We start from the raw sequence: 17997 nt of genomic DNA on the forward strand, positions 1-17997 counted from the left end.
AGACACCGATGACAACCGTTGCCAGCAACGACACGTACACCTTCGACAACGGCGCGCCGGACGCCGTTCCCCAGATGCACGCGCTGGAGTCCTTCCTGGATCCGATCACGACGCGTCGGCTGGCCCGCCCGGTGCTGGAGCCCGGCGCGACCTGCTGGGAGGTCGGGGCCGGCGGCGGCTCGATGGCCCGGCGGATGGCCCGCGCGGTCGGCAACGACGGGCACGTGCTGGCCACCGACATCGACCCCACACACCTGGTGGCCGAGGGCAACCTGCACGTACGCCAGCACGACGTGCGCACCGAACCCCCGCCCGGGGACGCGTTCGACCTGATCCACGCCCGGCTGGTGCTGCTGCACCTTCCCGATCGACGACGGGTCCTACGCACCCTCACCGGCGCGCTGAAGCCCGGCGGGTGGCTGGTGGTCGAAGAGTTCGACTGCACCGCGCCGCAGCGGGTGCTGACCGCGCCCAGCGACGACGCCGCGAAGCTCTTCGCGCAGGTCATGGACGCCATGATGGGTGTCCTGGAAGACCACGGCGCCGACCTGGGATGGGCGCAGGACGTCCACACCGAGATGGCCCTCGCCGGTCTGACCGACCTGGACACCATCACCCACTCGCAGAGCTGGGCCGGCGGGTCGACCGGAACGTCGCTCTACGAGACCAACTCCCGCCAGTTGGAACCGGACCTGCTGGCTGCCGGGGTGTCGTCCCAGCAACTGAACGCCTTCCGCCGGCTGCTCCGTGACCCCGGGTTCGCCGTCATGTCGTACCACTTCGTCTCCACGCGGGGTCGCCTGCCGAGCTGAGCAGACGGACCACCGCGCGGAGCGCGGTCACGCCAGCCGTACCTCTCCCGTGCGCAGCACCTCCCCCCGCTTCGCTCCGGACAGCGCTACGACGGCGCCGACCGCACCGGCCGGGCTCCCCCACAAGGGAGCCCGGCCACCCCACTTCCCACGCCCCACGCCCTCGCGCGCCCACGCCCCTGCCACGCCCACGCCCACGCCCACGCCCACGCCCACGCCCGTCGATCTTGCAGTTTCGGTTGTCGATAGGTGTGGAATGACCCTTATGCCACGACAGAAAGTGCAAGATCGCGGCGCGGGGTCACGGTTGGCCTCGTGGATCATGGAGTTGTGGTGCCTGGATTGCTGCTGTTGAGGGCTTTTGTTGCCCACCACAACTCCATGATCGACGACGGTGGCGCGGGGGGTGCTGTCAGACTGGTTGGGTGTTCGTCAGGCTTGCCGAGGAGCGGGACTTCGACGGCTTTCTCCGCCTTGCGGCCCAGGTCGAGTGTTGGTTCGGCCCCATGGTTGAGGATCGCGGCTTCCATGACGCGGTGCGCCGGCACATTCGTCGGTCCACAGCGCTCGTTGCTGTCTCCTCCGGATCCGATCTCCTGGGTGGGTTGATGTTCACGGCGAAAGCTCCGACCCACCACGTCCACTGGCTTGTCGTTGCTGAGCAGTCGCGCGGAAAGGGCGTCGGTCGTGCACTGATGACAGCGGCTGCGCGCAGGTTCGTGCCGGGCCCAGGCTCCGTCGAAGTGGTCACCTTCGGCGCCGATCACCCTGGCGCTGGCGTCAGCGGCGCGCGCGCCTTCTACGAGCGCCTCGGCTTCACCGCGGCCGAGGCCGTCGATCCCGGCCCGGAGGGCGGTTCCCGGCAGGTGTTCCGCCTGACCGTCGCCTGACCCACGCGACGGTGGTCCAGACAACGAAGCTGCTCAGGAGGATCTGACCGAGCTCGGGAGGGCCGATGGGGGCAACCGCCCCTGCTCAGCGCGGGATGGTCTCCTGATTGGCCAGAACGATCAAATCGTCGGGACGGGCCGACAGCGACGCCGTCGCCCCGTCGAGCCACACGAGATAACCCACCGGTGGACCGGACGCACCCCAGCGGGCACCGATGATGGTGGCGGACCGCCCGTCGTGCGGCGGCGTGAGCAGGCGTACCCGGGTGCCGGGCGCGTGCCCGTCGTCGGCGACGATCAGCAGCGCGTCGAGGATCTGCCGGGCCCCGACGACGGGCAACCCCGCAACGTACGGCTCGCCCGCGTACCCCAGACGCGGGGTCATCATCGTGCCCAACAGCGCGGTCTGCCGGATGGCCTCCTGACGGACCTGCCCGTCCACGCTGCGTCCGGCCACGGTCAGCGCCTTCTGGATGCGCGACCAGAGGGCCAGTGGTTCCTGGTCGAGCAGGCGGCGGGCCTCTCGGTCGACTTCGGCGCAGGCCGTGTCGAGTGCGGTGTCCTCGCCGAGTTCCGCGATCCAGGCGAGGTCGCCCACTTCCGGCAGCAACCCCGGCGACTCGGCCACGATGACGATGAACAGCATCGCGAGCAGTTCCGCGCGGCCCTCGCCGTGATAGAGCGAGCCGACCCCGCTGCCGGTACGCCCACGGCTGGGCGGAAATCGCTCGACGAGGTGCTGCGCCCGGCCATGAGGAAGGGCCGCGGCCCGTCTGGTGTCCGTCACCCGTTCCTCGAACGAGCGCCGTTCACGGTGTTCGACGAGCAGCTGACGATGCGGGTCGAACCCGATCGGATAGATCGTCCGCCCGTACCTGGAAAGGGTTTCGCCGGGCCGAAGGCCGACCGACTCGAGTTGCCGGGCCGCCTCCGAGTAGGCAACGCCGGCCCGCGCCGCGTGCTCTCGGATGGCGCGTTTGCGGGCGCGTCCCGGGGCTGGGGTCCGTCGGGGGGTGGGATCAGACATGACGCCTCCGGCGCAGCCCCACGCACTTCACCGAACGGGCGACGTGACCGGCACGCCGAGAGTCGACACATCGGCGCGGAGTCGGAGACTCTTGGCCCCAGGCATGTGGTCGGGCGTGGGCCACCACATCGGGCGCTGGCAGGCGCTCTGCCGTGGCCAGCATATCGTGGCGCCGGCCGTCGGTGTGGGGCGTGCACACCCGGGTCGCCCTTCGCCTCGACGACTGCGGTGTCAGCCCGTGTCAGCCGATGTCGGTGGCGTGTCGGGGCGGTGTCAGCGGGCCCGCGCATGCTGTACGTATGACAAGTGACCTGGTGATCGAGGCCGAGGGTCTCGTGAAGACGTTCGGGAAGACGAGGGCGCTGCAGGGCGTGGACCTCGCCGTGTCCCGGGGGACGGTGCTCGGGGTGCTCGGCCCCAACGGCGCCGGTAAGACCACCGCCGTTCGCATCCTCTCCACCCTGCTGACCCCGGACGGCGGAACCGCCCGGATCGGTGGTTTCGACGTGGTACGGGACGCCGAACGCGTTCGGCAGAGCATCGGACTGACCGGCCAGTACGCCTCGGTCGACGAGGACCTGACCGGTCGGCAGAACCTGGAGTTGTTCGGCACCCTGCTGGACCTGGGGCGCGGCGGTGCTCGTCGGCGGGCCGCCGAGCTGCTCGACTGGTTCGACCTGACCGATGCCGCGAACCGTCAGGCCAAGACCTACTCCGGCGGCATGCGGCGACGGCTCGACCTGGCCGCCAGCCTCGTCGGCTCGCCTGACGTGATCTTCCTCGACGAGCCGACGACCGGGCTCGACCCGGCCAAGCGCGAGGACATGTGGGACGTGGTCCGAACGCTGGTGAACAACGGCTCGACGGTGCTGCTGACCACGCAGTACCTGGAGGAGGCTGACGCGCTCGCCGACGCGATCACGGTGATCGACCACGGTCGGGTGATCGCACACGACACACCCGACGGGCTCAAGCGGGTGGTCGGCGGGCAGACCCTGGAGGTCCGGCCGTCCGACCCGGCGCACCTGCCGCGTACCGCGGAGATCCTGACCCAGGTCGGCTCCGGCGCGCAGGCCGACGAGATCCGCAAGGGGGTCCTCGCGGTGCCGGTCACCGACGACACGGCCCTGACCGAGAGCGTCGCGCGCTTCGCCACGGCCGGGATCGCGGTCACCGAACTCTCCCTGCACCTGCCGAGCCTCGACGAGGTGTTCTTCACCCTCACCGGGCGTACGGCATCGGAAGACGACACCACCCGCCCCACGGAGGTCGCGGCATGAGCACTCTGACCGACGCACCGTCCACCCGGAACCGGGCGCTGTCGACGATCACCGCCAACCCGCGACCGTTCCGACTGGTCCGGCACTCGTTGGCGCTCGCCAAACGCAGCCTCATCAAGACCTGGCGGACGCCCGAGGCGCTCATCGACGTCACCCTGCAACCGGTGCTGTTCCTCATCATCTTCGTGTACGTCTTCGGCGGGGCGGTCGCCGGCTCGACCCACGACTACCTGCAGTTCCTGCTGCCCGGCATCCTGGCGCAGACGATCGCGACCGGCGCCATCGCGATCGGTGTCAACCTCAACACCGACATCGCCAAGGGCATCTTCGACCGGTTCCGGTCGTTGCCGATCCCCCGTTCCGCCCCCCTGGTCGGCGCGGTCCTCGGCGATGTCGTCCGGTACGTGATCGTCACCGTGTCGACCCTCGCGATCGGCTACGTGATGGGTTTCCGGATCGAGACCGACCTGTTCCGGGCCATCGCCGGGTGTCTGCTCGCGGTGCTGTTCGCGCTCTGCCTGAGCTGGCTGCCGGTGCTGGTGTCGATGAAGGTGCGGACCGCGGGTGCCGTGCAGGGTGTGATGTTCGCGTTGATCATGCCGCTGAGCTTCGCGTCCAACGTGTTCGTCGGCGCGGACACCCTGCCGGGCTGGATGCAGACGTTCGTGGACGTCAACCCGATGACCCACCTGGTGGCGTCGGTACGCGGCCTGTTCCTCGGCGCCCCACTGGGCAACCACGTGTGGTGGACGCTCGCCTGGTGCGCCGGCTTCGTCGCGGTGTTCATGCCGCTGGCGCTGCGGGCGTACCGTAAGAAGATCTGACCTGGTCACGGCGTCGGCACCCGGAGGGGCCGGCGCCGTGGCCGAATGCCGGTCGGCATCCATTGACCGCCGTCGCTATGTGCGACATGATTTCCCCACCATGGCGGAGTTGCGGGTGCGGTCGGTCGAGGACCACCCGCCGCGGAATCACCGCCGACCGACAGTGGCACGTCGCCGCCTGCTCACCGCTGGCGCGATCGTCGCCGCAGCGACCAGTTGGCCGCGCGGATCGTGCACCTGGTCCGTGACACCTCCGCCGGCCCGCGCACCGCGTGCAGCCTCGACTACCAGGTTGTCAGCGGGAAGGGCTGCCGTCCGTCGAAGCGCACGTGCCTGTCCGGACGGCTCGTACACCGGGCGGCGAACCCGCGCCGCTCTGTTCGGCGGCAGCCCGGACCTCCACCTGCTGTGGGCCGGCAACGAAGTTGTCGCCAACCCGACATCGGTCACCCCCTTCGTCTCAGCCTCTGGAGGTCCACGTGTTACGTCGACTCATCGCCTCGTCCATCACGGTCATGGCACTGCTCCTGGCCTCGACGGCGGCACCGGCGGTCGCGGCCGGGTACATGTTCAAGCCGGGGCACCCGATGTTCCTCGGGAAGAAGAACAACCTCAATGACTACTGCACCGGCGGTTACGCCGTTCGGGGCACGTCCGGCATGTTCATCGCCACCGCTGGGCACTGTTTCGGCATCGCCGGTCTACCGCCGGCGGCGCAGCGCATCGTCTACGGCACCGACGCGCGCTTCGGATACGCGATCAGGAACGACAACGTCGGCGACTACTGGGGCGACAACAGTTTCGACGGAGCATTGGTCCAGCTCGACTCGGGCAACGACGCCCAGCAGATCGTTGTCGACCCGCTGACGGGCCGGTCGCCAGGGAACGGGCGGGTGACCGGCTACTACCGCAACAGCGCTCTCTCCCAGGGCTTCGTCATCGGCAAGATGGGGCGGACCACCGGGTGGACCGAAGGCACCGTGACGAGCTGGCAGGTGCTGACCTACGACGACGGTATGCGCGACTATCTCCTGTGCTCCACCGTGCCGGCGGCTGGTGGCGACAGCGGTGGGCCGGTCTGGCGACAGGACGCCAACGGGGTCATGGCGATCGGGATCGTGGTCGCCTCGACGAACGGGAGGATGTGTTTCAACCCCATCGAGAACGTCCTCTCCCGGTTCGGGGCCTGGCTGCCGGTGTTCGCCGCGAGTAGCGCCACGACCTCGACGTCAGCCGCCCAGCCTCGCGTCGTGAGCGAGCGCCGCGGGCCGGCGGTTCCGGTCAACCTCACGCCGGTCATGGCCGAGCGCCTCTGAGGCCTGTCTCGGACGTGCCGGCTGGCATCGCCGAGCTCTAGAACAGCAGGTCGTTCATCAACTCGCGGATCCGGGCGGCCGCGGCGGCGACCGGGCGGCCGCGCCACGCGACAAGCAACGACTCGCGCCGCTCCTCGTCAGCGAGGGCGGCGTCGAGTCGTTCGGCCCGCCCGGGTGGGAAGAACATTCCGACGTGGGTGCCGACCCGGGTGGCGAGCGTGAACAGTTCCCGCGCGGTCGCCTCGTCACCGCGGTACGCCGCGAGCTCAGCGCCGCCCTGGGCCCACGCGCCGATGATGGGCAGGTCCTTCGAGGCGAGTGCGTCTTCCCGGGCGCGGGTCAACAGGGCGACCGCGTGCGCGTCGGGGTTGTCCCCCGGCACCGGCCGCGCCTGCGCCACCCGCAGGTCGAGGACCGCCACGGCGACGCGCAGCATGGCCTGCGGCTGTGGCTGCGGGCTCGTCCAGCCGCGCAGGATCCGGGTCACCCGGGCACCGCACGCGCGGGCCTCGTCGTACTGCTGACGCTGCCACGCCAGGTGGGCCAGCCCGAGGCAGGCGACCGCGGCGTCCACCGCCTCACCGTCGCCGGGGGCGGCCGTCTCCACCAGTCGTCGTTCGGCCGTGCCGTCGCCGGTCAGGGCGAGCTGCACGTCCAGCCGTACCCGGATCGACCGGGCGTCCTGGGTGGCACCGATCATCTCCATGTGGCGGACGCTGCGCGCCAGCCACTCGGCCGATCCGGTGTCCGCGCTGGGATTGAGGAACTGCCCGACGGCACCCGCCGCCATCGCCATCCCCCAATGGTCACCGGCGACCGCGAAGCGGTGGTATGCCTGCTCGGCATCGGCGACCGACGCCTCGGGCATGCCGCCGTTCTCGCGGACGGCGGCGCGGGCGAACAAGCCGAGTGCCTGCACGTACGGGTCGGGGTGCGCGATCATCTCGTCGGCCGCCTTCACGCTGCGATCCGCGTCGGACGTGTCGAACTGGGGCAGCGCGGCCGCGAGGATCGTCAACCGGGACGACACCTCGTCGGGGCGCTCGGCGAGGAGCGTCCGCAGTGCCCGCCGGGCGAGCACCGCGAGCCGCAGTTCACCGCTGATGCCGGAGTTCACCCCGGTCAGCAGGCACAGCCAGGCGAGGCGGTCGGCGTCGGGTAGCGGTCGGCCGGTACCACGCCCGTGCAGGATCGCCGAGTGGCGTCGTCGGACCGGGTCGTCGACCCCCATCATCCCGCGCGCCCACCCGAGGACCTCCAGGTGCAGGCCGCGCACCGTCCAGAGGTGGAGCAGCGCCGTCGCGACGTCGACGGTGGCCGGCTCGTCGTCCTCGGCGAGCGCCCAACGCAGGGCCGCGAGCAGGTTGTCCTGCTCGGCGGCGCAGTGGTGCAGCGCCTCGACCTGGCCGGGGCCGACGAATCGGCCGGCGAGCGCGACGGCCCGTTCGCGGGCCCACGCGACCATCCCGGTCATGGCCGCCCCTCGGGCACCGGCCGCGTCGAGCCGGGCTTCGCCGTACTCACGGACCGTTTCGAGCATGCGGTAGCGCGGCGGACCGTCCCCCTCGACCAGGGTCAACAGGGACTGCTCGACGAGTGTCGCCAGGCCACGACGGACGTCCGGGGTCTGTGCGACGGCGGCGGCGAGGTCAGCGCTGAAGGGCGCGGGGATGACCGCGACCCGCTGCAGCAGGTCGCGGTCGTCCTCGGCGAGCAGTTCCCTGCTCCAGTCGACGAGCGCCCACAGGCTCGCGTGCCGCTCGGGCAGGCCGCGCAGGGCGTCGTCGAGCAGCGCGAACCGGTCGGTCAACCCGGCGAGCACGTCGTCGATCGGCATGTGTCGCAGTCGTGCGGCGGCCAGTTCGAGGGCCAACGGCAGGTTGTCGAGCCGGTGGCACAGGGCGAGCGCCCGCTCGGTGTCCCACGTCGGTACGGCGCCACCGGCCCGCGCCCGGGACTCGACCAGCGCGAGCGCGTCGGCGTCCGGCAACGCGGTCAGCCGGTGCACCAGCTCGCCGACCAGGCCCAGTGGCGCACGGCTCGTCGCGAGCACCGCGACCTCCGGCGAGGCCGCCGCGACCAGGTCCGCGACGACGACGGCCACCGCGTCGAGCACGTGCTCGCAGTTGTCCAGCACCACCAGCCCGTCGAGGTCCGGCGCCACGGCGCGCAGCCGCTCCTCGGGGCTGAGGACCCGCCGCTCCAGACCCAGGTTGCCGCCGGTCGCCGTGGTGTCCGCACCGCCGAACGCGGCGAGCACAGTGGGCAGCACCTCGTCGGGCGAGCGCAGACCGGCGAGTTCGATCACGCGGACCGCCCGCCCACCCGCCGCCGTACGCCTGGCCACCTCGGCGGCGAGCCGCGTCTTGCCCGCCCCGCCCGTTGCCACGACCGTCACAAGCGGCGCCTGGACGAGCGCGTCGGTGACGGTCTTGACGTCGCGCTCCCGCCCGACGAGGGCGGCCATGGGGCGGCGCCATGCGGCGGGCAGCGTGATCCGCGCCTGTTGCCGAGGCGGTGCCGCGACGGGTGGCGCGGTGAGTTCGCCGCGCAACAACGCCAGGTGGACGCTTGTGATCACGGGTGACGGGTCGGTGCCGTAACGGTCGGCCAGGTCGGCGCGCAGCCGCTCGACCACCTCCAGCGCCTCCGCCTCCCGGCCCTGGGCGGCGAGCACCCGGACGAGCAGGGCGGCGGACGGCTCGTCCGGCGGTGTCCGCGCGGCGAGTCGACCGAGGTCCGCCTCGTCGAACGGGCCGGCGCCGGCGAGTGCCGCCTGCGCGCGCAGCGCGGCGACCTCCGCGAACAGGCGGGTGTCCTCGGCGCTGACCAACTCGGGCACCTCGGGGAACAGGGCCCGCGCCTGATCGGCCAGGCCGCGGGCGGCACCGACGTCACCGCACTGGAACACCGTGCCGGCCCGATCGACGAGCGCGCGCGCCTCGACCGCGTCGACGGTGATCTCCTCGGCGGGCAGCCGGTATCCGCCCGGCACCGCGAGCACGGGCAGGCCGAGGCGGCGTACCCGGGACACGAGCGCCTGGACGGCGCCGGTCGCGTCGTCGGGCGGCACGCCGTCCCACACGGCGTCCACGAGCAGACCCACCGAGACCGCCCGCCCGCGCGCCTGCACGAGCGCGCGGAGCACCGCCGCGAGCCGTTCACCCCGAACGGGCTTGCCGTCGACGGCGAGTGGGCCGAGGGTCGCGATGTGCACGGACCCAGCATCCCCCACGTGTGCACGGAGCCGACGAGCACCGGTCCGTCCGGCAGGTCACCGGCCGCGACCGGCTTGACAGGCCGTCACTCGGTTAGGTTAGCCTAACCTCATGCAGAACGAGTTGGCGTCGGTCAACGGGGAGCGCAGCCTGTCCGGCGTCGACCTCCGTCTGGGCTACCACGGTGTGCCGGTCGTGCACGGTGCGGCGATCAGCCTCCGCGCGGGTGCCGTCACCGCACTGGTGGGGCCCAACGGCAGCGGGAAGTCCACACTGCTGCGGGCCCTGGCCCGGCTGCACCCGATCGAGGCCGGAATCGTGCACCTCGCCGACGGCGTCGCGGCCGCCAGCCTCCCGTCCCGGGAGTTCGCCCGTCGGGTCACCCTGCTCGCCCAGAGCCGTCCGGTGCCCAGCGGGGTCACCGTCCACGACGTCGTCGGCTACGGGCGGCACCCCTACCGGGGGCGCTGGCGCACCGAGGACCCGGACGGTCCCGCCGCCATCGCCCGCGCCATGGACGTCACCGGCGTCGCCACGATGGCCGACCGTCCCGTCGACGAACTCTCCGGCGGCGAGTTGCAGCGGGTCTGGTTGGCCACCTGCCTGGCCCAGAACACCCCGGTGCTGCTCCTCGACGAACCCACCACGTTCCTCGACCTGCGCTACCAGGTGGAGATCCTCGACCTGGTCCGTGACCTCGCCGACGACCACGGCGTCGCCGTCGGCGTCGTGCTGCACGACCTCAACCAGGCCGCCGCCGTGGCGGACGAGGTGGTCCTGTTGCAGCAGGGCCGGGTCCGCGCCACCGGCACCCCGGCCACCGTGTTCACCGAGGAAGCCCTCACCGAAACCTACGGAATCCGCATCGAGGTGACCACCGATCCGATCAGCGGACTGGTCACCACCCGCCCCGTCGGGCGGCACGCGGTCCGCGCTCTGGTCTGAAACACCCTTCATCCCCAGCAGAGAAAGACCGTCATGACCCGTACCCGTTTCACAGCCCTCGTCGCCGTCGTGGCCGCCCTGACACTCGGCGCCTGCGGCACCACCGAGAAGACCGCCACTCCCGAAACCTCCGCCTCGGCCTCCGGCGGGCCGGTCACCATCACCGACAGCCGCGGCAAGGACATCACCCTCAAGGCCCCGGCGACGAAGGTCGTCGGGCTGGAGTGGGGCGAGGTCGAGATGCTGGTCAGCCTGGGCGTCATGCCGGTCGGTGTGGCCGACCCGAAGGGCTACGGCACCTGGGTCACCTCCGCGAAGCTCGACCCGAGCGTCAAGGACGTCGGCGCCCGCGGCGAGCCCAGCATCGACTCGATCGTCGCCCTCCAGCCCGACCTCGTCGTGATGGAGGACGACCGGGGCGGCACCATCGTCAGTCAGCTGGAGAAGTTCGTCCCCGTCGTGGTCGCCAAGGCCAGTGACGCCACCGACAACCTCGGCCGGATGCGCGCGGACCTCAACATGATCGCGAAGGCCGTCGGCAGGACCGCGCAGGCGGAGAAGCTGCTGGCCGACTTCGACACGGCCATCGCCGACGGCAAGAAGAAGATCGCCGACGCGGGCGCCGCCGGCCAGCCGTTCGCCATCGCCGACGGCTGGAAGGAGGGCAGCACCGTCAGCATCCGGATGTTCGGCAAGGGCGCGCTCGTCTCCCAGATCGGTATCCAGCTCGGCCTCACCAACGCCTGGACCGGCAAGACCGATGAGGTGTGGGGCCTGGGCCAGACCGACGTCGAGGGCATGACCGTGCTCAAGGACCCGAACATGCGTCTCTTCTACAACGCCTCCGACGGCGACGACGTGTTCGCCGACGGGCTCGCCAGCAACGCCATCTGGAAGTCGCTGCCCTTCGTGCAGAAGGGCAACCTGCACAAGATGCCCAACGGCATCTGGACCTTCGGCGGGCCGCTCTCCGGCAAGCAGTACATCGACGAACTCGTCAAGACGTACGCGGTGTGAGCGTGCTGAACGCACCCCCACGTCCGGAGCCGGCCACCCGGCCGGCTCCGGACGGGCACCGGGCCGTACCCCGCGTCGCCGGGGTCTTCGTCGCGGCGCTCCTGCTGCTGCTCGTGGTCGGCGCGGTGCACCTCACCCAGGGCACCTCGACCGTCGGGGCCCTCGACCTGCTGCGGTTGGCGACCGGCGGCGACGACGAGGCGGCCCGGGTCCTGATCGCGTCCCGGCTGCCCCGGCTGCTCGCCGGTCTGGCCATCGGCGTGGCGCTCGGGTTCGCCGGCGCGGCGTTGCAGTCGATCGCCCGCAATCCGCTCGCCTCCCCCGACACCCTCGCGGTGAACGCGGGCGCCCACCTGGCGATCGTCGCCGTCGCCGCGTTCGGCGTCTCGTTGCCGGCGCTGCCCTCCGGCGGCCTCGCCTTCGGCGGCGGGCTGGCCGCGGCCGGCCTGGTGATGGCGATGTCGTCCGGTGGGCAGGCCGGCACCACCCGGCTGATCCTCGCCGGCTCGGCGACCGCGCTGGCGCTCGGGTCGGTGACCACCCTGCTGCTGCTCCTCTTCGAGCAGGCCACCATCGGTCTGTTCGCCTGGGGCAACGGCTCGCTGGTGCAGAGCGACCTGACCGCGCTGACCCAACTCGCCCCGGTGATCGTCGGCGCGGCTCTCGTGCTCGTGCTGCTCGGGCACCGCCTCGACATCCTCGCCCTCGGCGACGACACCGCCACGGTGCTCGGCCTCGACGTGCGGCGTACCCGACTCACCGTCATGGTGCTGGCGGTGCTGCTCTCCGCCGCCGCGGTCACCCTCACCGGCCCGGTCGGCTTCGTCGGCCTGTGCGCACCGGTGATCGTCCGGCTGCTCGCCCCCGTGGTGCCGGGGGTGCACCGGCACCGTGTCCTGCTGCCGTTGTCCGGCATCGCCGGGGTCATCATCGTGCTCGGCTCCGACGTGCTGCTGCGGGCCGTGATGGGCGGGCAGGCCGGCGTCGACATCCCCACCGGCGTGGTCACCACCCTGCTCGGCGCGGCGATCCTCATCTGGCTGGCCCGCCGGCACCGCGACGCGGGCCCCACCCGCCGCCCGCCCGGCGGGCACGCGGCCGTCCGCTCCGCCGCCTTCCACCGCGGCGTCGTCGCGGTCACCGCCGTCGTGACCATCGCCGCCGTGACGGTCGGCATGCTCGTCGGCGACACGTGGGTGCTGCTCGGGGATGTCGTCAACTGGATCAACGGCAGCACCGGCCCCGCGTACACCTTCGTGCTGGACCAGCGGTGGCCGCGCGTCGCCGCGGCGGTCCTGGCCGGCGCGGCGCTCGCGGTCGCCGGCACCACGGTGCAGGCGGTCTGCCGCAACCCGCTTGCCGAACCCGGCATCCTCGGCATCACCGCCGGCGCCGGGCTCGGCGCGGTCTCCCTGCTCACCTTCGTGCCGCTGGCCGGGGTGTGGGCGGTCTCCGGCGTCGCCGGGCTCGGCGCGATGGCGGCGTTCGCCCTGGTCTACGGCCTGGCCTGGCGCGGCGGGCTGAGTTCCGACCGACTCGTGCTGATCGGCTTCGGCGCCTGGCAGGGCGGCATGGCAGTGATCACCTTCCTGGTCGTCGCCTTCGACCCGTGGAACACCGGCAAGGCGTTGACCTGGCTCTCCGGCTCCACCTACGGCCGGATGCCGACCCAGGTGCTGCCGGTGCTCATCGCCCTGCTCGTGCTCACGCCGGCCGTTGTCGCCGCCCGCCGGGAGCTCGACCTGATGGCGTTGGACGACGACACCCCCCGGGTGCTGGGCGTCCGTCTGGAACGCACCCGGTTGATCGCGCTCGGCGCGGCGGCGCTGCTCACCTCCACCGCCGTCTCGGCCGTCGGGGTCATCGGCTTCGTCGGCCTGGTCGCGCCGCACGCCGCGCGGGCTCTGGTGGGCGGGCGGCACTCCCGGGTGCTTCCGGTGGCGGCCCTGCTCGGCGCGGCGCTGGTCAGCATCGCCGACACCCTCGGCCGGACGATCATCGCTCCGGCCCAGGTCCCCGCCGGTCTGGTCACCGCCATGATCGGCACCCCGTACTTCGTCTGGCTGCTGTGGCGCTCCCGCGCCGTGACGAACAACCCCCGCTAGCTGCCGAGCCGAGAGAGACACCATGACCGAGACCCTGCCCATCGCCCCCTGGCGCGTGTTCACCGTCACCGTCGCGGCGCTACGCCGACTCAGCCCGTCCTTCGTCCGGGTGACCTTCACCGGCGTCGACCTCGACCGCTTCGCGGACAACGGGTACGACCAGCGGATCAAGCTGGTGCTGCCGGTGCCCGGTCAACACGGGGTGAACCTCACCGGTGGCGCGGACTGGTACGCGGCCTGGCGGGCCCTGCCCGAGCACCTGCGCAACCCGATCCGCACCTACACGGTGCGGGCGGTCCGCCCGCACCTGGCCGAGGTCGACGTCGACCTGGTGCTGCACGGCGATGGTGGTCCGGCGACGCGCTGGGCTCGGCGCGCGAGCGTCGGCGACGAGATCGCCCTCGTCGGTCCGGACGCGGGCTACGACGGCAGCCACGGCGGCATCGAGTTCCGGCCGTCGACCGGGAGCTGCCTGCTGCTGGCCGGTGACGAGACCGCCGTGCCGGCGATCGCCGGCATCTGCGAGCGGCTCCCCCTCGACACCCGGGGCACGGTCCTGCTGGAGGTGCCCGACGCCGACGACGTGTTGCCGCTGGTCACGCCCCCGGGCATCGAGGTCCGCTGGCTCCCTCGGGGCCTCGACGCACACGGCAGCCGGCTGGTGCCCGCGGTCGCCGCCGCAGCGGAAAAACTGCTGCTCCCAGGCCCGTCCGGGACCGGGCAACCCGTCGCGGACCTGGACGTGGACACCGAGATCCTGTGGGAGGTCCCCGAGGAGGTGGCCGCGGCACCCCTGTACGCGTGGTTGGCCGGGGAGGCCGGCGTGATCCGTACCCTGCGGCGGCACCTGGTCTCCGAGCGAGGGCTGGACCGGCGGGCGGTGGCCTTCATGGGTTACTGGCGTCTCGGGCACGCCGACCCCGCCTGATCGGCCGCGCCGCCGCCCCGGCAGCCACGCCGCTGGCCGGGCAGCCGCACAGCCGGGCCGAGAGCCGGGGCAGCCGTGAGGTGCATCGGTGGCCGCGCGGTGCGTACAGTTTCGGGTCGGACTTGGGGCGAGCCGGGGCGACCCGGCACGGGATACGGGACGAGACGACGACGCATGACGGTGGACAACATTACCGAAAACGGTCAAGAGGGCATTGACCGAAGCCGGCTGGAGGCCTGCCTCAGCGTCTTCGAGGCATTGGAGGCGCTGCCCTCCGACCACCCCGACGTGGTGCGGGTGCAGCGGGCCACCGCCCGGCTCTACAAGGTGATCAAGCAGCGGCGGCGGGAGGAGCGACGGGACGCCATCCTCGCCGCCGACCGCGCCGTGACGGAGGCCACCGCCACCGGCGCTCCGGGGCGGATCGACGACGAGACGCAGGGCATTCCGCTCGCGTCCACCGTCGCGGGCGAGACGGCCGGCTTCCTGCACAATCCGCGCGGCTGCTACGTCTGCAAGCAGCGCTACCGTCAGGTGGACGCCTTCTACCACCAGCTCTGCCCGTCCTGCGCCACGTTGAACCGGGAGCGCCGCGACGCCCGCACCGACCTGACCGGCCGGCGCGCGCTCCTCACCGGCGGCCGGGCCAAGATCGGCATGTACATCGCGCTGCGGCTGCTGCGCGACGGGGCGCACACCACGGTGACGACCCGTTTCCCGCACGACGCGGTCCGCCGCTTCGCCGCGATGCCCGACAGCGCCGACTGGCTGCACCGGCTGCGGATCGTCGGGATAGACCTGCGTGACCCCGCCCAGGTGATCGCCCTCGCTGACGACGTCAGCAGCCAGGGCCCCCTCGACATCCTGATCAACAACGCGGCGCAGACCGTCCGCCGGTCCCCCGGGGCGTACGCGCAGCTCATCGCCGCCGAGGCCGCGGCCCTGCCGGACGGCCCGCTGCCGGAGCTGATCACTTTCGCCAAGCCGGACGGGCAGGGCGGCCCGGTGGGCACCCTCACCGCCGGCCCGCAGTCGACGGCGCTCACCCCGCACGCGCTCACCGCGCTGGCACTGACCAGCGGTTCGGCCTCGCCGGAACGGATCGCGGCGTCCACCGCCATCGACGCCGGCGGGCTCGTGCCCGACCTGGACTCGGTCAACAGCTGGGTGCAGCGGGTCCAGGAGGTGGACCCGGTCGAGCTGCTCGAAGTGCAGCTGTGCAACGTCACCGCGCCGTTCGTGCTGGTCAGCCGGTTGCGCCCGGCGATGGCCGCCGCGTCGGCCCGCCGCAAGTACGTGGTGAACGTGTCGGCGATGGAGGGTCAGTTCGGCCGCGGTTACAAGGGGCCGGGGCACCCGCACACCAACATGGCCAAGGCGGCGTTGAACATGCTGACCCGCACCAGCGCCGAGGAGATGCTGACCGACGGCATCCTGATGACCAGCGTCGACACCGGCTGGATCACCGACGAACGCCCGCACCCGACGAAGATGCGGCTGGCCGACGAGGGCTTCCACGCCCCACTGGACCTGGTCGACGGCGCGGCCCGGGTGTACGACCCGATCGTCCGCGGCGAGCAGGGTGAGGACCTGTACGGCTGCTTCCTGAAGGACTACGCGCCCTGCGCCTGGTGATCGCCCCGAGCGACGAGGATGATCGCCCGCACCGAGAAGGAGAAGAACATGTCAGCTGACCGTGAATCGTGGCCGACGCTCGACGAGCTGCTGCGCGAGGAGGACGAGCTGGAGCTCGCGGGCCTGTCCGAGACCGACGCGTACGAGCTGGGAATGCTGGCTGTCGCCGCCGCGACCGAGCAGCGGCTGCCGGTCTCGGTGGGCGTGTGGCGGGCCGGGCGACAGCTGTTCCACTGTGGCCTGCCGGGGTCGACGGCGGACAACGACGCGTGGCTGCGCCGCAAGGGGCGGGTGGTGATGCGCTTCGAGCACTCCTCGCTCTACATGGCCCGGCTGTGCCAGGACAAGCAGGTGACGCTGGCCGAGCGGTTCGGCCTGCCGGCCTCGCGGTACGCGGCGGCCGGGGGCGCGGTGCCGCTGCGCGTGCGCGGCACCGGCGTGGTGGGCTGGGTCGGTGTCTCCGGGCTGCCGCAGGTGGACGACCACCGTTTCGTGGTCGACATCCTGCGCAAGCTCCCCCGCTAGAGCGTTCCCGGCGGCCTCGTGGGCGAGGCCGCCGGGTCACTGGCTCAGCGTGCGCGTCGGTTGGCCCGTAGGGCGCCCAGGAGCACGCCGGGGCGGGCCAGCGAGTGCGGGTGTTCGCGCAGGGAGACGACGTCGTTGAACCGCCGCGCGGTCGCCACGTCCGTGACGGTCGCGGCGATGACCTGGCTGCTGGCCCAGCGGGAGAACCGGTAGCCGCGCGGGTAGGGCCCGTCGACGTGGGGCAGGGCCAGGTCCGCCGAGGTGGAGAGCGACCAGGCGGCGTCCACCACGACCTTCTGCAGCGCGAGGTAGTGGCGCGCGGGCGCGCGCAGATCCGGACCGGAGCGAAGGTACGTCGACAGGCAGGCCGCGTGCAGGGCCGCCGCGGTCATGCCCTGCCCGTACACCGGGTTGAACGACGCGACGGCGTCACCGACGCTGATCAGACCGGCCGGGAACCGCTTGAGCGCGTGGAAGTCCCGTCGTCGACTGTCGGCATGGTGGTAGGTCTGGACATCGCCGATCATCTCCTGGTCGGCGACCTCGCCGAACTCCGGCGGGAACTGCTCGCGCAGGCGGCGGACGAAGTCACCCGCGGTACGCCCCGGACGGTCGTTGCCGTAACCGGCCATCATGGCCATCCACCGACCGTCCTCGATGGCGAAGAACGCGGCCCCGGCCACGTCCGTCGCCGATTTCGGCGTGTTCAGAGCCAGGACGACCGTCGCGGCCGGGGTGACCTCCGGGCGGCGGAACAGGGCTGTCGCGTAGTTGAGGTGCACTGTCATCCGTCGGGTGACCGGCCGGTCCCAGTCGGCCTGCTCCAGCCAGTCGGAGAGTCGGCTGGACCGCCCCATGGCGTCCACCACGAGGTCGGCGCGTTCGACACCGGGCACCCCACCGACGTCGCAGCGGACCCCGGTGACCACGGTGCCGTCGAACACGAGACCGGTGGCGCGGGCGGTGATCGTCTTGACGTTGGGCAGCCGGAGCACCTGCTGGCGGATCAGGCCCTCCAGCAGCGGTCGACTGCCCGCCAGGCTGTCGGCGTCGTCGGGGACGACGACCTTCAGACGCCCGTCGAGGTAGTTGCGCCGGGCCTCGGGCGGCGCCTCGACCGCTCCGCGCGCCAGTGCCTCGTCGCGGAAGCCGGGGAACAGCCGCTCCAGTTGGAAGAGGCCGCCGGGCAGCAGCGCGTGCAGCTGCGTTCCCTGGGGTACGCCGGGCCGCGCGCCGGTCATCTGCGGGTCGTCCCGGTCGATGATGACGACGGTGTCGGCGTGGTCGGACAGCACCCGGGCGGCCAGTAGACCGGCGACACTGCCGCCGACCACAACGGCCGTGCCCATCGTCGGGGACAGCTGGTCAGGGGGTCGCGCCGCATTCAGTGCTGCGAAGACCCGGGACGGGGAGAGGGACATCGTGCTCTCCAAGGGGGTAACGGGGGTGTGTGCCCTCCCCGGTCACTGCCAGCG

General features: G+C 72.0%; 14 protein-coding genes. 11 read left to right on the forward strand and 3 right to left on the reverse strand.

Annotated features, from left to right (window positions below):
- Positions 1–8 precede the first annotated feature (8 nt).
- Both AB0877_RS16485 and AB0877_RS16490 read left to right on the forward strand, forming a co-directional pair.
- Positions 9–812: a methyltransferase domain-containing protein gene (locus tag AB0877_RS16485; protein ID WP_366609539.1), complete on the forward strand. Its 804-nt coding sequence runs from the start codon at positions 9–11 to the stop codon at positions 810–812.
- A gap of 425 nt (positions 813–1237) precedes the next feature.
- Complete coding sequence (locus AB0877_RS16490) at positions 1238–1702, forward strand: GNAT family N-acetyltransferase (RefSeq protein WP_366609540.1); 465 nt, start codon at positions 1238–1240, stop codon at positions 1700–1702.
- 85 nt (positions 1703–1787) lie between these two features.
- On the opposite strand, the gene AB0877_RS16495 is transcribed toward AB0877_RS16490, so the two are convergent.
- The gene (locus AB0877_RS16495) at positions 1788–2729 is read right to left on the reverse strand and encodes a hypothetical protein (RefSeq protein ID WP_366609542.1); all 942 of its coding nucleotides are present in this window, start codon (positions 2727–2729) and stop codon (positions 1788–1790) included.
- A 299-nt stretch (positions 2730–3028) separates the two neighbouring features.
- Here AB0877_RS16495 and AB0877_RS16500 point away from each other — a divergent pair, with 299 nt between their 5' ends.
- The 3 genes from AB0877_RS16500 to AB0877_RS16510 all read left to right on the forward strand — a co-directional run bounded on the left by AB0877_RS16500 (position 3029) and on the right by AB0877_RS16510 (position 6149).
- On the forward strand, positions 3029–4009 hold the full coding sequence (locus AB0877_RS16500) for an ATP-binding cassette domain-containing protein (RefSeq protein WP_366609543.1): 981 nt from the start codon (positions 3029–3031) through the stop codon (positions 4007–4009).
- Positions 4006–4833, forward strand: a complete 828-nt coding sequence (locus tag AB0877_RS16505; RefSeq protein ID WP_366609544.1) for an ABC transporter permease — start codon at positions 4006–4008, stop codon at positions 4831–4833. The genes AB0877_RS16500 and AB0877_RS16505 overlap by 4 nt, the downstream gene beginning before the upstream one ends.
- 515 nt (positions 4834–5348) lie before the next feature.
- Positions 5349–6149, forward strand: a complete 801-nt coding sequence (locus tag AB0877_RS16510) for a trypsin-like serine protease (RefSeq protein WP_366609546.1) — start codon at positions 5349–5351, stop codon at positions 6147–6149.
- 37 nt (positions 6150–6186) lie between these two features.
- Here AB0877_RS16510 and AB0877_RS16515 read toward each other — a convergent pair whose 3' ends face one another.
- Positions 6187–9366, reverse strand: coding sequence for a BTAD domain-containing putative transcriptional regulator (locus AB0877_RS16515; RefSeq protein ID WP_366609548.1), 3180 nt, complete (start codon positions 9364–9366; stop codon positions 6187–6189).
- Between the two features lie 112 nt (positions 9367–9478).
- On the opposite strand from AB0877_RS16515, the gene AB0877_RS16520 reads away from it, so the two are divergent.
- The 6 genes from AB0877_RS16520 to AB0877_RS16545 all read left to right on the forward strand — a co-directional run bounded on the left by AB0877_RS16520 (position 9479) and on the right by AB0877_RS16545 (position 16522).
- On the forward strand, positions 9479–10312 hold the full coding sequence (locus AB0877_RS16520) for an ABC transporter ATP-binding protein (protein ID WP_366609550.1): 834 nt from the start codon (positions 9479–9481) through the stop codon (positions 10310–10312).
- A gap of 33 nt (positions 10313–10345) precedes the next feature.
- Positions 10346–11329, forward strand: a complete 984-nt coding sequence (locus AB0877_RS16525; RefSeq protein WP_366609552.1) for an iron-siderophore ABC transporter substrate-binding protein — start codon at positions 10346–10348, stop codon at positions 11327–11329.
- A 5-nt stretch (positions 11330–11334) separates the two neighbouring features.
- Entirely contained in the window at positions 11335–13434 is a 2100-nt protein-coding gene (locus AB0877_RS16530) for an iron ABC transporter permease (protein ID WP_366609856.1), read from the forward strand.
- Positions 13435–13456: 22 nt separating this feature from the next.
- Positions 13457–14362 carry a siderophore-interacting protein gene (locus tag AB0877_RS16535; RefSeq protein WP_366609554.1) on the forward strand — a complete coding sequence of 302 codons (906 nt, stop codon included), beginning with the start codon at positions 13457–13459 and terminating at the stop codon, positions 14360–14362.
- 174 nt (positions 14363–14536) lie between these two features.
- A complete protein-coding gene (locus AB0877_RS16540; protein ID WP_366609556.1) occupies positions 14537–15997 on the forward strand; it encodes an SDR family NAD(P)-dependent oxidoreductase in 1461 nt (486 codons plus the stop codon).
- A 48-nt stretch (positions 15998–16045) separates the two neighbouring features.
- The gene (locus AB0877_RS16545) at positions 16046–16522 is read left to right on the forward strand and encodes a heme-degrading domain-containing protein (RefSeq protein ID WP_366609558.1); all 477 of its coding nucleotides are present in this window, start codon (positions 16046–16048) and stop codon (positions 16520–16522) included.
- A 44-nt stretch (positions 16523–16566) separates the two neighbouring features.
- Here AB0877_RS16545 and AB0877_RS16550 read toward each other — a convergent pair whose 3' ends face one another.
- Positions 16567–17943, reverse strand: coding sequence for an FAD-dependent oxidoreductase (locus AB0877_RS16550; RefSeq protein WP_366609560.1), 1377 nt, complete (start codon positions 17941–17943; stop codon positions 16567–16569).
- Positions 17944–17997: the final 54 nt, after the last annotated feature.

It is taken from the genome of Micromonospora sp. NPDC047644 (assembly GCF_040704315.1).
GTDB lineage: Bacteria > Actinomycetota > Actinomycetes > Mycobacteriales > Micromonosporaceae > Micromonospora.

Coding starts and splice junctions, on each gene's coding strand:
- AB0877_RS16540 (WP_366609556.1), top strand. CDS start 14,537: ATGACGGTGGACAACATTACCGAAAACGGTCAAGAGGGCATTGACCGA.
- AB0877_RS16485 (WP_366609539.1), top strand. CDS start 9: ATGACAACCGTTGCCAGCAACGACACGTACACCTTCGACAACGGCGCG.
- AB0877_RS16500 (WP_366609543.1), top strand. CDS start 3,029: ATGACAAGTGACCTGGTGATCGAGGCCGAGGGTCTCGTGAAGACGTTC.
- AB0877_RS16520 (WP_366609550.1), top strand. CDS start 9,479: ATGCAGAACGAGTTGGCGTCGGTCAACGGGGAGCGCAGCCTGTCCGGC.
- AB0877_RS16550 (WP_366609560.1), bottom strand. CDS start 17,943: ATGTCCCTCTCCCCGTCCCGGGTCTTCGCAGCACTGAATGCGGCGCGA.
- AB0877_RS16495 (WP_366609542.1), bottom strand. CDS start 2,729: ATGTCTGATCCCACCCCCCGACGGACCCCAGCCCCGGGACGCGCCCGC.
- AB0877_RS16545 (WP_366609558.1), top strand. CDS start 16,046: ATGTCAGCTGACCGTGAATCGTGGCCGACGCTCGACGAGCTGCTGCGC.
- AB0877_RS16510 (WP_366609546.1), top strand. CDS start 5,349: ATGGCACTGCTCCTGGCCTCGACGGCGGCACCGGCGGTCGCGGCCGGG.
- AB0877_RS16505 (WP_366609544.1), top strand. CDS start 4,006: ATGAGCACTCTGACCGACGCACCGTCCACCCGGAACCGGGCGCTGTCG.
- AB0877_RS16535 (WP_366609554.1), top strand. CDS start 13,457: ATGACCGAGACCCTGCCCATCGCCCCCTGGCGCGTGTTCACCGTCACC.
- AB0877_RS16525 (WP_366609552.1), top strand. CDS start 10,346: ATGACCCGTACCCGTTTCACAGCCCTCGTCGCCGTCGTGGCCGCCCTG.